The 14,134-nt window shown below is 61.6% G+C and carries 14 protein-coding genes and 1 pseudogene; 11 read left to right on the forward strand and 4 right to left on the reverse strand.

All coding sequences use genetic code 11. The features are described from left to right. Positions 1 to 130: 130 nt before the first annotated feature. The 3 genes from rpiB (at position 131) to BFQ04_RS21155 (ending at position 3,615) form a co-directional block, all read left to right on the forward strand. Entirely contained in the window at positions 131 to 592 is a 462-nt protein-coding gene (gene rpiB / locus BFQ04_RS21145) for a ribose 5-phosphate isomerase B (protein WP_065952444.1), read from the forward strand. A 63-nt stretch (positions 593 to 655) separates the two neighbouring features. Then, positions 656 to 1,636, forward strand: coding sequence for a sugar-binding transcriptional regulator (locus BFQ04_RS21150; RefSeq protein WP_065952445.1), 981 nt, complete (start codon positions 656 to 658; stop codon positions 1,634 to 1,636). Between the two features lie 410 nt (positions 1,637 to 2,046). Next, positions 2,047 to 3,615 carry a TerC family protein gene (locus BFQ04_RS21155; RefSeq protein WP_065952446.1) on the forward strand — a complete coding sequence of 523 codons (1,569 nt, stop codon included), beginning with the start codon at positions 2,047 to 2,049 and terminating at the stop codon, positions 3,613 to 3,615. Between the two features lie 40 nt (positions 3,616 to 3,655). Here BFQ04_RS21155 and BFQ04_RS30505 read toward each other — a convergent pair. Continuing rightward, a pseudogene (locus BFQ04_RS30505) lies at positions 3,656 to 3,976 on the reverse strand (thioredoxin family protein); the annotation flags it as partial. A 19-nt stretch (positions 3,977 to 3,995) separates the two neighbouring features. Beyond that, entirely contained in the window at positions 3,996 to 4,244 is a 249-nt protein-coding gene (locus tag BFQ04_RS21160; RefSeq protein WP_065952447.1) for a hypothetical protein, read from the reverse strand. A 277-nt stretch (positions 4,245 to 4,521) separates the two neighbouring features. On the opposite strand from BFQ04_RS21160, the gene BFQ04_RS21165 reads away from it, so the two are divergent. The 8 genes from BFQ04_RS21165 to BFQ04_RS21200 all read left to right on the forward strand — a co-directional run bounded on the left by BFQ04_RS21165 (position 4,522) and on the right by BFQ04_RS21200 (position 11,107). Continuing rightward, positions 4,522 to 5,370 (forward strand): transporter substrate-binding domain-containing protein, encoded by an 849-nt coding sequence (locus tag BFQ04_RS21165; RefSeq protein WP_065952448.1) that lies wholly within the window; start codon positions 4,522 to 4,524, stop codon positions 5,368 to 5,370. Between the two features lie 52 nt (positions 5,371 to 5,422). Beyond that, entirely contained in the window at positions 5,423 to 6,085 is a 663-nt protein-coding gene (locus BFQ04_RS21170; RefSeq protein WP_017737242.1) for an amino acid ABC transporter permease, read from the forward strand. An 11-nt stretch (positions 6,086 to 6,096) separates the two neighbouring features. Beyond that, positions 6,097 to 6,759 (forward strand): amino acid ABC transporter permease, encoded by a 663-nt coding sequence (locus BFQ04_RS21175; RefSeq protein ID WP_065952449.1) that lies wholly within the window; start codon positions 6,097 to 6,099, stop codon positions 6,757 to 6,759. Next, positions 6,756 to 7,538 carry an amino acid ABC transporter ATP-binding protein gene (locus BFQ04_RS21180; protein WP_065952450.1) on the forward strand — a complete coding sequence of 261 codons (783 nt, stop codon included), beginning with the start codon at positions 6,756 to 6,758 and terminating at the stop codon, positions 7,536 to 7,538. Before BFQ04_RS21175 ends, BFQ04_RS21180 begins: the two co-directional genes overlap by 4 nt. A 15-nt stretch (positions 7,539 to 7,553) precedes the next feature. Beyond that, positions 7,554 to 7,943, forward strand: coding sequence for a RidA family protein (locus BFQ04_RS21185; protein ID WP_065952451.1), 390 nt, complete (start codon positions 7,554 to 7,556; stop codon positions 7,941 to 7,943). A gap of 169 nt (positions 7,944 to 8,112) precedes the next feature. Continuing rightward, a complete protein-coding gene (locus BFQ04_RS21190; protein WP_065952452.1) occupies positions 8,113 to 8,877 on the forward strand; it encodes an IclR family transcriptional regulator in 765 nt (254 codons plus the stop codon). A gap of 9 nt (positions 8,878 to 8,886) precedes the next feature. After that, positions 8,887 to 10,095, forward strand: a complete 1,209-nt coding sequence (locus tag BFQ04_RS21195; RefSeq protein ID WP_065952453.1) for an amino acid deaminase — start codon at positions 8,887 to 8,889, stop codon at positions 10,093 to 10,095. 106 nt (positions 10,096 to 10,201) lie between these two features. Continuing rightward, positions 10,202 to 11,107: a sugar kinase gene (locus BFQ04_RS21200; RefSeq protein ID WP_065952454.1), complete on the forward strand. Its 906-nt coding sequence runs from the start codon at positions 10,202 to 10,204 to the stop codon at positions 11,105 to 11,107. 103 nt (positions 11,108 to 11,210) lie between these two features. On the opposite strand, the gene BFQ04_RS21205 is transcribed toward BFQ04_RS21200, so the two are convergent. Beyond that, complete coding sequence (locus BFQ04_RS21205; protein WP_003174397.1) at positions 11,211 to 11,486, reverse strand: peptidylprolyl isomerase; 276 nt, start codon at positions 11,484 to 11,486, stop codon at positions 11,211 to 11,213. 43 nt (positions 11,487 to 11,529) lie between these two features. Beyond that, positions 11,530 to 14,067, reverse strand: coding sequence for a PAS domain-containing protein (locus tag BFQ04_RS21210; RefSeq protein ID WP_065952455.1), 2,538 nt, complete (start codon positions 14,065 to 14,067; stop codon positions 11,530 to 11,532). Positions 14,068 to 14,134 lie beyond the last annotated feature (67 nt).

Here is a 14,134-nt window from a genome sequence, read left to right on the forward strand (position 1 = left end):
TTTGACTGGGAGGTCAGTAAAAACTCGCTTGACAGAATCAGGCTTATGCACGAGAAATGTCTGAATTAAATTTCACTGAATGATCAAATGATCAGTCTTAACAGCAGTAACGGCAGCGGAGCCAGACGCCATGAACACACCTTTCCCGGTGGCTATCGGATGCGATGAAGCGGGTTTTGAGCTCAAGGAGCTGTTGAAGCGCCATATCGAGGCGCTGGGATACCCGCTGACCGATTTCGGCACGCATTCCACTGCACCCGTGCTTTACCCGGACATCGCCCTGGCCGTGGCCAGCGCCATCACCGCCGGGCAGCAGCGCCTCGGCGTGCTGGTCTGCGGCACCGGGATCGGCATGGCGATTTCGGCCAACAAAGTGCTCGGGATCCGGGCGGCCCAGGCTCACGACACTTACTCGGCGGAGCGCGCACGCAAGAGCAACGATGCGCAGATCCTGTCCATCGGTGCGCGGGTAATCGGCGCGGAACTGGCCAAAAGCATCGTCACCGCGTTCCTGGCGTCGGAGTTCGAGGCCGCGCGTTCGGGGGCCAAGGTCGAGCGCATCAATGCGATCGAGCGCGATGGGCATCAATAGTGGACGGCGCGGGGCAAGAGCCGGGAGAATGCGCCTTTGACGCCGAAACGGAAGCCCGTCCCCATGAGTGACAGTACCCAGCGCATGGCCAGTGATATCGATCAGATGACCGAAGTGGCGATGCTCTATTACCTTGAGAACGTCACTCAGGAGGCCATCGCCAAGCGCTTCGACCTGTCGCGGGCCAAGGTCAGCCGTTTGCTCAAGCGCGCGCGGGATGAAGGCATTGTCGAGGTGCGCGTGTTGCAGCACCCGGCGATGAACAATGAGCTGGAGCGGGCGCTGGTGGAGCGCTTCAAGCTCGACCGTGCCTTGATCGCCGTCGACCACAGCGACGCCGACACCCAGCGCTCGGCCGTCGCCAGTCTGGTCGCCAATTACCTGAACAAAACCCTGGGCGACGGCATGATCGTCGCCGTGGGCATGGGGCGTAATGTCGGCGCAGTGGCCGATAACGTGTTTCTGCCGGTGACGCGCAACTGCACCTTTGTCTGCGCCATCGGCGGTTCGCTCAAGGCCGGCGAGTACATGAACCCCGACCACATCTGCCGGCGCCTGGCCCTGCGCTTTGGGGGTGAAAGTGAGAGCCTGTACGCCCCGGCGCTGGTGGCCAACCCGGAACTGCGCGGCGTCTTGATCAATAACGACACGGTGCGCTCGACCCTGGACCGTGCACGCCGCGCCGACATTGCCTTGATCGGCATCGGTGACATGAGCGAGAACAGCAACATGGTGCGCATGGGCTGGTTTTCGCCGCAGGAAATCGCCCAGGCCCGCTTGTCCGGCACGGTGGGCGACATGATGGGCTATGACTTTATCGATATTCACGGCCAGCCGGCGGTCAACGCCATCCAGGGGCGGGTGATCGGGTTGACGGTGCAGGAGCTGTTTCGCATCCCGGACGTGGTGGCGATTGCCAGTGAGAACACCAAGGCGGCGGCGACCTTGGGCGCGTTGCGCTCGGGGGTGATCAATACTCTGGCGACGACGGTGACCAATGCACATACCATCCTGGCATTGGACGACGCCACCCGAAAAGCCTGACTCAACACCCTTCCAAATGTGGACTGGAGACCAATCTGGAATGGGGACCAATGTGGGAGGGGGCTTGCCCCCGATAGCGGTGTGCCAGCCGGCTTATATGTTGACTGGCACACAGCCATCGGGGGCAAGCCCCCTCCCACATTGGTTTTATATAAGTCAGGGGACAGGTTTTGTAATAGTTTTGCCCTGTGGGAAATTTGTATTTGGGCTGTAGGATTCAAGCCCTTTCGTTATTTCAGGACTTGCATGAACAGCCTCTCGGAGCCCCCCAGTCGTCTTTCCCCAAGACACCCGCTGTCGTTGTTCCCGCTCATACACCCCGTATTTCGTCGACTAACCTTGTCCCGGTCCAATGACCGCGTTTTGCCGTGTCCGGCATTCTGAACCCCTTGAATACAGAGAACCCCTAGATGGAATGGTTAGCGGATCCAACGGCCTGGCTCGGCCTTGCGACCTTGATTGTGCTGGAACTGGTACTGGGCATCGACAACCTGGTGTTTATCGCGATCCTCGCGGACAAGTTGCCGCCTGAACAGCGCGACCGCGCGCGGTTGATCGGTTTGTCCCTGGCCCTGCTGATGCGCCTGGGCCTGCTGGCGAGTATTTCCTGGCTGGTGACGCTGACCCAGCCGCTGTTCGAGGTGTTCGACAAGAGTTTCTCCGGGCGTGACCTGATCATGCTGTTTGGCGGTGTGTTCCTGTTGTTCAAGGCCACCATGGAACTGCATGAACGCCTGGAAGGGCATGTCGCCCAGCACAAGGGCAACGTGACCTATGCGATGTTCTGGCCGATCGTGGCGCAGATCGTCGTGCTCGACGCGGTGTTCTCCCTGGATGCGGTGATTACCGCCGTGGGCATGGTCGATGAGCTGGCGGTGATGATGATCGCGGTGATCGTGTCCATCGGCCTGATGATCGTGGCGAGCAAGCCGCTGACCCGCTTCGTCAACGCCCACCCGACGGTGATCATGCTGTGCCTGGGCTTTTTGATGATGATCGGCTTCGCGCTGACTGCCGAAGGCCTGGGCTTTCATATTCCCAAGGGCTACCTGTACGCGGCGATCGGCTTCTCGATCCTGATTGAAGTATTCAACCAGATCGCTCGCTCGCGGCGCAAGAAGTCGGCGCAAGGCGTATTACCGGTGCGTGAACGGACCGCCCACGCGGTGATGCGCCTGCTTGGCGGTCGCACCCTGGCGGTGGAAGAGGTCGGTGAGGAGGTGGCTGACCTGCTGGGCGAGCCGGATGCTGCGCAGGGCCCGTTGTTCGATCGACGCGAGCGCGTGATGATCAGCGGTGTGCTGCAACTGGCTGAACGACCGATCCGCACATTGATGACGCCACGGGCCAAGGTCGACTGTATCGATCTGGCGGACGATCCCGAGAGCATTCGCCTGAAACTGATGCACTCCTCCTACTCGCGGCTGCCGTTGATCCGTAACGGTGCGGTCGATGAGCCCCTGGGCTTCGTGCACAAAAAGGAATTGCTCAAGGAATACCTGGCCGGCAACGAGCCGAATCTGGAGCATTTGGCGCGTCGTGCGATCAACCTGCTGGAGCGCTTTTCGATCCTCAATGCACTGGAGCAAATGCGCCAGGAATCTACGCATATCGCCTTTGTGATCAACGAGTTCGGTGACTTCATGGGCGTGTTGAGCATGACCGATATCCTCGAATCCATCGCGGGTGAGCTGCCGGACGCCAGCGAGATCGAAGGGCCGGATATCGTCGAGGACGGCGCGGGGTATCGTGCCGATGGCGCGTTGAACCTCGATCAGGTCCGCCGACGCACCGGCTTCAAGGCGGCCGCTACCGAGGATTACCAGACCCTGGCCGGGCTGGTCATGAGCCTGCTTGATCGCCTGCCTGTGGTAGGTGATCACCTGGAACATGAAGGTTGGCGGTTGACGGTGGCTGCGGTGCGTGAACGCCGGGTGACGCAGGTATGCCTTGAGCCTCTTTCAGGGCATAGCGCCTGAATATGCCTTCAAGGGTTTGCTCCTGGGTTGCCTGGGGGCCAAACCCTTCGATGAATTCCTCGACCTTGCCATTGACGTGGGGGACAAGGGTGGGTGTCGCTCTCACCCCCGGCAATGTGGGGGTTTTTGCGATATCGACCACCAGGCATTTCACCGTCTTGTAACGCCGTGCAACCGCTTCGAAGCGCTCGGCGGCGGGGCCGCATCCAGGGCAGGTCTCTGAAACAAACAGGATGAATACGATTGGAGCGGATCTGACGATCAACTGATACTGCTCGTTGGTTGCAATAGCGTCCTTTGCGATACCCATTTGACTTCCCTCTCGGCCAGCGTTTTTGCCAACGCTAGGCCGGTGGTGCATCGGTGTCTACTGTCAACCTTCACAGGTCCGGCTGACGCTCCAGGCGTTCCCGGGCCTTGCGCGCCTGGCTGGCGCACTTGCGGTATTCCTCATTGTCACGGGATGCCTTGGCCTCACGGTAGGCATGGTGATTCTGGCTGGTGTAGTTGGTGTCGAAGGCTTCCTTGAGTTTGCGCAGTTGTTCCTTGCAGTCGCGGCGGTCGTTGCTGGCCAGGGCGTTGCCGGCCATCAGGTAACACAGCATTAACAGGCCAAGCTTCAATTTCATCTGGGGTCCCTCCGTGCAGGGGCTTGTTCGCTCTACAGGTTAGCCCAACCGTACAAGGTTGGTGCGCAGTAACACCGTTGTGGGGCATTGAGTAGCAGAGCGCTGGGGTGATGGCGCAACGCCGCCGTGCTCCTCAATAACTATCTTGCTGATCCTTAAGGATTTTCTCTCCGGCATATTTTTCCTTCAGTGGCTATGGCACACTTTCTGCTGTCTATTCCGTTGTTACATACCAAGTTCCGGTACAGCGGAATACACATCTCCTGGAGTGCTTGTCATGCATCACCGACCTTCCGTGTTCAAAGCGTGTGTTTTTCTCTTCGCCGCATCGGCGTGCGTTACCAGCCTCGCGCAGGCGGCGGACAGCAAGCTCGACGACGTGCTCAAGCGCGGGCATCTGATCGTGGGTACAGGCAGTACCAATGCGCCGTGGCACTTCCAGGGAGCGGATGGCAAGTTGCAGGGGTTCGATATCGACATTGGCCGCATCGTGGCCAAGGGGTTGTTCAATGACCCGAGCAAGGTCGAGTTCGTGGTGCAGTCGTCCGACGCGCGGATTCCCAATCTGCTGACCGACAAAGTCGACATGAGTTGCCAGTTCATCACCGTCACCGCCAGCCGTGCGCAGCAAGTGGCCTTCACCCTGCCGTATTACCGCGAAGGCGTCGGCCTGCTGCTGCCGAACACCAGCAAGTACAAGGAAATCGAGGACCTGCAGGCGGCGGGCGATGGCGTCACCGTGGCCGTGCTGCAGAACGTGTATGCCGAGCAATTGGTGCATCAGGCGCTGCCCAAGGCCAAGGTCGACCAGTACGACAGCGTCGACCTGATGTACCAGGCCGTGAACTCCGGTCGTGCGGATGCCGCCGCCACCGACCAGTCCTCGGTCAAATACCTGATGGTGCAAAACCCTGGCCGCTACCGCAGCCCGACCTACGCCTGGAGCCCGCAGACCTATGCGTGCGCGGTCAAGCGTGGCGACCAGGACTGGCTGAACTTCGTCAATACCGCGCTGCATGAAGCCATGACCGGCGTCGAATTCCCCACCTACAAGGCCTCGTTCAAGCAATGGTTCGGCGTTGACCTGCCGGAGCCGGCGATTGGTTTTCCTGTGGAATTCAAGTGATCCGCAACAATCGGGGCGCGCTTGACGGCGCCCCACTCAGGTACTGTCGACCATGAACTATCAGTTGAACTTTGCCGCCGTATGGCGTGATTTCGACACCTTGCTGGCGGGCCTCGGCCTGGGCCTGCAGTTGGCCTTGCTGTCGATCGCCATCGGCTGCGTGATCGGCCTGCTGATGGCGTTTGCCATGCTGTCCAGGCACCGCGCGTTGCGTATCTTTGCTTCGGTGTACGTGACGGTGGTGCGCAACACGCCGATCCTGGTGTTGATCCTGTTGATCTATTTCGCCTTGCCGTCGCTGGGCATTCGCCTGGATAAAATTCCTTCGTTCATCATTACCCTGTCGCTGTATGCCGGGGCCTATCTGACCGAGGTGTTCCGTGCCGGGCTGTTGAACATTCCCAAGGGCCTGCGCGAAGCCGGCTTGGCGATTGGCCTGGGTGAGTGGCGTATCCGCGCCTATATCACCGTGCCGGTGATGCTGCGCAACGTGCTGCCGGCGCTGTCGAACAACTTTATCTCGCTGTTCAAGGACACGTCCCTGGCCGCTGCGATTGCGGTGCCGGAGCTGACCTATTACGCCCGCAAGATCAACGTCGAAAGCTACCGGGTGATTGAAACCTGGCTGGTCACGACCGCGCTCTACGTGGCCGCCTGTTACCTCATTGCCATGCTGCTCCGTTACCTGGAACAGCGTCTGGCGATCCGTCGTTAAGGAGGGTTTCCATGTACGAATCCCCCAGTTGGCTGCATGAATTGTGGATTGCCCGGGAGACGCTGTGGGCGGGGTTTCAGACCAGCATCTATTGCTCGGCGCTGGCGATTATCTTCGGCACCCTGATCGGTATCTGCGCCGGGATGGTGCTCACTTACGGCACGTTCTGGATGCGTGCGCCATTGCGTCTGTATGTCGACCTGATTCGTGGCACACCGGTGTTTGTGCTGGTGTTGGCGTGCTTCTACATGCTGCCGGCGCTCGGTTGGCAGATCAGCGCGTTCCAGGCCGGCGCGGTCGGGCTCACGCTGTTTTGTGGCTCCCACGTCGCGGAAATCGTGCGCGGTGCGCTGCAGGCCATTCCCCGTGGGCAACTGGAAGCGGGCAAGGCGATTGGCCTGACGTTCTACCAGTCCCTGGGCTACGTGCTGTTGCCCCAGGCGTTGCGGCAGATCCTGCCGACGTGGGTCAATTCCTCCACGGAAATCGTCAAGGCCTCGACCCTGCTCTCGGTCATCGGCGTGGCCGAGTTGCTGCTGAGCACCCAGCAAGTCATCGCACGCACCTTCATGACCCTGGAGTTCTACCTGTTCGCAGGCTTTATGTTCTTTGTCATCAACTACGCCATTGAATTATTCGGGCGCTTCATAGAAAAGCGGGTGGCCTTGCCATGAATCAACATCAAACAACCGAACCGCTGCTGAATATTCGTGGCCTGCGCAAGCAATACGGGGCAGTGGAAGTACTCAAGGGGGTCGACCTGAGCCTGCAGCGCGGCAACGTGGTGACCCTGATCGGCTCCAGCGGCTCGGGCAAGACCACGCTGTTGCGTTGCGTCAACCTGCTGGAAGAATTCCAGGGCGGGCAGATTACCCTGGACGGCGAGTCCATCGGTTACAGCGACGTGGCCGGCAAGCGCGTGCGTCATCCCGAGCGCGTGATCGCCCAACACCGCGCAATGACCGGCATGGCGTTCCAGCAATTCAACCTGTTCCCGCATTTGACCGCCTTGCAGAACGTGACCCTGGGGTTGTTGAAAGTTAAGAAAATGCCTAAGGACGAGGCCGTGTCGCTTGCGGAAAAATGGCTCGACCGCGTGGGACTTCTGGAGCGTCGCAATCACTTTCCCGGTCAGTTGTCCGGCGGCCAGCAACAGCGCGTGGCGATTGCACGGGCGATTGCCATGAACCCCAGCCTGATGCTGTTCGACGAAGTGACCTCGGCCCTCGACCCGGAACTGGTAGGCGAAGTGCTCAGCGTGATCAAGGGGCTGGCGGAGGAGGGCATGACCATGTTGCTGGTCACCCACGAAATGCGCTTTGCCTACGAAGTGTCGGACAAGATCGTTTTCATGAACCAGGGGCGCATTGAAGAGCAGGGCAGCGCCAAGGATATTTTCGAACGCCCGCAGTCGCCGCGCCTGGCGGAATTTCTCAAGAACATTCGTTTTTAATCAAGGAGCTATTTTATGAGCATTACTCGTTACGGTGCCGGTAGTACTGCCGGCGGCGGCCAGCCACGTCCCTTCGCCCGCGCAGTGGAAGCGGACGGCTGGTTGTACGTCTCAGGCCAGGTGCCTGCGGTGGACGGCGAAATCATCACTGGCGGCATCATCGAGCAAACCCGCCAAACCATGCGCAACGTGGTGGCGATCCTTGAAGAGGCCGGCTACGAATTGAAAGACGTGGTGCGTGTCGGCGTGTGGCTGGAAGACCCACGGGACTTCTGGAGTTTCAACAAGGTGTTCGGCGAATACTTCACGGCCGAACACGCCCCGGCGCGGGCGTGCGTGCAGGCGAACATGATGGTCGATTGCAAGGTCGAGATCGATTGCGTGGCCTACAAGAAAAAGGGCTAAATTGGCCCCACTCTCTACACCACAGCTGCTCCAATGTGGGAGGGGGCTTGCCCCCGATAGCGGTGTATCAGTAACAGCTGTATGGACTGACACACTGCAATCGGGGGCAAGCCCCCTCCCACAGGAGAACTTTGTCGCACACATCAACGTCGACCGGACCGGAACCGCCATGACCGAAGACACCATCAAACGCCGCGCCAAAGGCCTGGACCGTGCGTTCGATATTCTCGATTTTCTCAAGGAAATCGGCCAGCCGCTGCGCCCGAATGATATCGCCAGCGGCATCGGCAGCCCCAAGTCCACGGTCTATGAACTGGTCGCCTCGCTGCTCGAGCGCCGCATCCTGGAAACCGTGGGCAAGGACGGTCACGTCTACCTCGGCCGCCAGCTGTATTTCCTCGGCCAGGCGCACCTGCGCCACTTCGACCTGACGCGCGAGGCCGACCACGCCTTGCAGGAGATCGTCAGCAAGACCCACGAAACCGCGCAGATGTGCCTGCTCAACGGGCGCAAGTACACGGTAGCGCTGATGCGCGAAGGCCAGCGGCATTTCCGTATTTCGTCGGATATCGGTGAAAACGCGCCGATCCCCTGGACCGCTTCCGGGCGCCTGTTGCTGGGGCATTTGAGCGACCAGCAGATCATCGACCTGATCGACCCCGACGATTTCATCCTGCCCGATGGCCTGCGCCTGCCCCTGGAGACCTTCCTGGCACAGATCCGCCAGGCCACCCTCGACGGGTTCTTCTCCTTCGACAGCGTGGCCGACACCTTTACCCACTGCTTTGCCGCCCCGGTGCGCGACGCGCAGGGCACCAGCATTGCAACGCTGTGCATCGTTGCCCCCCGGGCTGATGCGAGCAAAAACTACCATGACTATCGCCGGGTGCTGATCGACAGCGCCAACAACCTGGCCCGGCGCATCACCGAATAGGAATTTCCCATGTCTGCCTTCAATGCCGTTGAAAAAGGCGCCGCCGCCATTGGCGCTCATCTGGTCCGCGACGTGAGCCTGCCGGCCCTGGTGCTGCACCGCGAGGCACTGGAACACAACATCCGCTGGATGCAGGCATTCGTCAGTGCCAGCGGCGCGCAGTTGGCGCCCCACGGCAAGACCAGCATGATGCCGGCGCTGTTCCAGCGTCAGGTCGCTGCGGGTGCGTGGGGCATCACCCTGGCCAACGCCGTGCAGACCCGCGCTGCCTACGCCGGTGGCGTGCGTCGCGTGCTGATGGCCAACCAGTTGGTGGGGGCGCCGAACATGGCGTTGATTGCCGACCTGCTGGCCGATCAGGATTTTGACTTTCATTGCATGGTCGATCACCCGGACAACGTCGCTGACCTGGGCCTGTTCTTCGCCGCCCGTGGCCTGCGCCTGAACGTGATGATCGAGTACGGTGTAGTCGGTGGTCGCTGCGGCTGCCGCAGCGAGCAGCAAGTGCGCGAATTGGCCAAGGCGATCAAGGCTCAACCTGCGCTGGCCCTGACCGGTATCGAAGGCTACGAAGGGGTGATCCACGGCGAGCACGCCATCAGCGGCATCCGTGACTTCGCCGCCAGCCTCGTGCGCCTGGCAGTGGACCTGCAGGACAACGGCTTTTTTGACCTGCCCAAACCCATCGTCACAGCCTCGGGTTCGGCCTGGTATGACCTGATCGCCGAATCCTTCGAGCAACAGAATGCCGCCGGGCGCTTCCTCAGCGTGCTGCGCCCAGGCAGCTACGTGGCCCACGACCATGGTATCTACAAGCAAGCGCAGTGCTGTGTGCTTGACCGTCGCAGCGACCTCAACGAAGGCTTGCGCCCGGCGCTGGAAGTCTGGGCCCATGTGCAATCGTTGCCGGAACCGGGCTTTGCGGTGATCGCCCTGGGCAAGCGCGACGTGGCCTACGACGCCGGTCTGCCGGTACCGCTCAAGCGCTACAAGGCCGGGATCGTGCCGGCCGAGGGCGATGATGTGAGCGCGTGCCAGGTGACCGCCGTGATGGACCAGCATGCGTTCATGACCGTGGCGCCGGGGGTTGACCTGCGCATTGGCGACATCATTTCGTTTGGTACGTCCCACCCATGCCTGACCTTCGACAAGTGGCAGGTGGGTTGCCTGGTGGATGAGCAGTTGCGGGTGATCGAGTCCCTGCGTACGTGTTTCTAGACCGCGTCGCGCCTATCGGGGGCAAGCCCCCTCCCACATTTGGAATGCGTTCCCCTGTGGGGGGCTTGCCCCCGATGAGGCCATCAGCCCCACCGAGACAGCAGCCATGACCACTAAACCGCGCATCGCCCTTATCGGCGAATGCATGATCGAACTGCAACACCGCGCCGACGGCAGCCTGCACCAGAGCTTCGGCGGTGACACCCTGAACACCGCGGTGTACCTGCGCCGCGAACTGGGTGATATCGGCAGCGTCGACTACGTCACTGCCCTGGGCGATGACAGTTTCAGCGATTCAATGTGCGCACAGTGGCAAGCCGAGGGCATCGGCCTGGGCATGGTCCAGCGCCTGCCCGGACGCCTGCCGGGTTTGTATTGCATCCAGACCGATGCCAATGGCGAGCGTAAGTTTCTCTATTGGCGCAACGAAGCGGCCGTACGCGATTGTTTCACCACGCCTGCGGCCGAACCGATCCTGGCGGCGTTGCCGGAGTATGACGTGGTGTATTTCAGCGGCATCACCCTGGCGGTGCTCGGTGCGGTTGGGCGCGAGCGCTTGCTGGACACCCTGGTAGAGACCCGCCGCCGGGGTGGCAAGGTGGTGTTCGATAACAACTACCGGCCACGCTTATGGGCCGATGTGGACACGGCTCGTGAGGCTTATCGCAAGGTGTTGGCTGAAGTGGACATCGCCTTGCTGACCGAGGATGACGAGCGCGCGTTGTTTGGTTATGAGGACAGCGAACAGGTATTTGCGGCCTATCCAGCGATTGCGCAGGTGGTGCTCAAGCGGGGCGCGGATGCGTGTTTGATTCGTTGCGCGGGGGAGCGCTATGCGGTGCCGGCGGTAACGGTGGAGAAGGTGGTGGACACCACGGCGGCGGGGGATTCGTTCAGTGCGGCGTATCTGGCCGGGCGGCTCAAGGGTGAGTCGCCGCAAGAGGCAGCGTTGGCGGGGCATCGGCTGGCGAGTCGGGTGATTCAGGTGCCGGGGGCGTTGATACCGAGGTGAATGGCCGCCTGTGGCGGATCGGGGGCAAGCCCCCTCCCACATTTGGAATGCGTTCCCCTGTGGGAGGGGGCTTGCCCCCGATGGCGGTGTAAAGCCAACCCCCTCAGTCCCGGTAAAACACCTGCACCAGGTGATACCCAAACTTGCTCTTGATCGGCCCATGCACCACCTTCACCGGCTTCTTGAAGATCACCGCATCGATGGCCCCCACCATCTGCCCGGGCCGCACCTCACCCAGATCGCCGCCACGCTTGCCCGACGGGCAGGTGGAGTACTTCTTGGCGAGCACGTCAAAGGCTTCGCCCTTGGCAATGCGCTGCTTGAGTTGTTCGGCTTCTTCGCTGGTTTTCACCAGGATATGGCGGGCTTGGGCTTTCATTGATGTCTACCAGGTGTGCGACGGCGCGCGATTATGCCTGAACTCAGGCATCGACGCCGATCATGCTGCGGATTTTAGTGGCCAACAGGTCGATGGAAAATGGCTTGGCGACCATGTCCATGCCGTCCTCCAGGAAGCCCTGGCGTTCAGCGGCTTTCTCGGCATAACCGGTCATGAACAGCACGCGCAGGCCCGGGCGATGCTGGCGGGCGATTTCCGCCAGTTGCCTGCCGTTCATGCCCGGCAGGCCGACGTCGGTCACCAGCAAATCCACGCGCAAGTCCGATTCCAGCAGCGGCAGCGCGGCACGCGCATCCGCCGCCTGGTGAGCGGTATAGCCCAGTTCGTCGAGCAGATTGACCACCAGCATGCGCACCGCCGGGTCGTCCTCGACCACCACCACGGCTTCTCCGGCCAGGGCCACCGGCGCCTCGCTCAGGCTGGCGGGCAGGCTGCTTTCCAGCGCGGTGCCGTGCAGGCGCGGCAAGTACAGGCGCACGCACGTGCCCTGGCCCGGCTCGCTCTGGATAGTCACATGGCCACCGGACTGTTGGGCGAAGCCGTAGATCATCGACAAGCCCAGTCCGGTGCCTTGGCCGATGGGTTTGGTGGTAAAGAACGGGTCGAAGGCCTTGGCCAGGATCTTCGGCGCCATGCCGCTGCCGTTGTCGCGCACGCCAAGCATCACGTAGTCGCCGGCCTTGACCGGCTCCAGGGTGGTGATATCGGTGCCGTCCAGATAGCTGTTGGCGGTTTCGATCAGCAGTTCGCCGCCGTCGGGCATGGCGTCGCGGGCATTGATCACCAGGTTGAGCAGGGCGTTTTCCAGTTGGCTGGCGTCGGTGTTCACCGGCCAGATGTCTTTGCCAAGCTGCACGTTGAGGGTGATATGCGCGCCCTTGGTGCGGCGGAAGAGGTCTTCCAGGGACGCCACCAACTGGTTGGGATCGGTGGGCCGCCGGTCCAGCGATTGGCGCCGTGAGAACGCCAGCAGTCGGTGGGTAAGGGCGGCGGCGCGGTGGGCGGACGTCACGGCGGCATCGGCAAAGCGGCCGATGTCCTCACTGCGGCCGTCGGCAATGTAGCGTTGCATCAGGTCGAGGCTGCCGATGATACCGGTGAGCATATTGTTGAAGTCGTGGGCGATACCGCCCGTGAGCTGACCCACCGCTTCCATTTTCTGCGCGTGGCGCAAGGCATCTTCGGCCCGCTCGCGCTCGAACATCTCGTTCTGCAGACGCTGGTTGGCCTCGGCCAGTGCCTGGGTGCGCTGGGCCACGCGTTCTTCGAGGTTCTCGTTGAGATGGCGCAGGGCTTCTTCGGTGAGCTTGCGTTCGGTCTCATCGATCACAAAGATGTAGAAACCGTTCACCGAGCCGTCGTTGCTGAAGCGCGGCAGGTACTTCATCAAGGCATGGCGCGCTCGCCCGTCGCGATGGGGCGAGACGGTCATGAAGCTGCACGCCTTGCCGTTGAGCGCGGCGGCGATCTTGTCTGCGCGCCCGGCGTACACCTCGTCGCCGATGACTTCGCGGATGGTCTTGCCGTACAGCTCCTGTGGCGTCTTGCCGTACCAGTCGAGGTAGGCGCTGTTGTTCAGGCGAAAGCGCTGCTCGTGGTCGACATAGCCGATCAACACCGGCATGGCGTTGATGATCAGTTGCAGCTCGGTCTGGCTTTGACGCAGCGCCTGCTCGGTGTGCTTGCGCTCGGTGAGGTCCAGCGCGGCGCCAAGGAACCGCGCCGGCCGTCCCTGCGGGTCCTTGTAGCAACGGCCACGGGCAAACACCCAGCGCACCTGGCCGTCGGCTTGCTGCAGGCGGTATTCCTCGGCGTATTCGGTGCCGTAGGTGATGCAGTGCTTGATGCTGCGCGTGACCGAGCCTCGGTCTTCGGGGTGCACGCCGAGCAGGTAGGCGCTGATGGGCAACAGGCCGGCGTCATTCGGGTCGACGCTATGCAAGTAAGCGAAATGCGCGTCGGCGATAAAGCGGTCTTCGCCGATGTCCCAGTCCCAGGTGCCTACTGCGTCGGTCGCCGCCAGTGCCAGCTGCAGACGCTGCTCGGTACTGTGCTGGGCCTTGAGGCTGTCTTCTGAGCGCTGCTGCAATTCGAGGGCTTTGCTGCGCCGCTCGTTGGTTTCGATGGCGGTGACCAGGATGCCGGCCACGCGGCCGCTTTCATCGCGCACCGGGCTGTAGGTCAGGTCGAGCCAGATCTCAGTGTCGCGATGGTTGCGCTGCAGCACAAAACACTGCTCGCTGAAGGTTCGCACCTGGCCGCTGAGCACCGCGTCATAGATCGGCGCAGCAAAGCTCTGCAGTTCCGGCCAGGTCGTGTGTACCGGCTGGCCCAGGGCGTCGGGGTGCTTGTTGCCGGCCAGCAGGGCGAAGCCATCGTTGTAGAGCTGGATGAGCTGCTCGCCCCACAGCAGCAGCATCGGCATGGGCGAATGCACGACGATATCCACGGCGGTGCGCAGACTTTGCGGCCAGTCATTGGCCTCACCGAGGGGGCTTTGCGCCCAGTCCAGCCGCTCGATCAGTGCAGCGGCCTCGCTACCGGTGGATGTTCCATTCATAAACAAGCCTTGCGCTTCACGCTCTGAAAAAAAGACAACACCCATTATCCCAAGAGACAACCACGGG

It is taken from the genome of Pseudomonas sp. 37 R 15, assembly GCF_900004865.1.
Lineage (GTDB): Bacteria > Pseudomonadota > Gammaproteobacteria > Pseudomonadales > Pseudomonadaceae > Aquipseudomonas > Aquipseudomonas fluorescens_AM.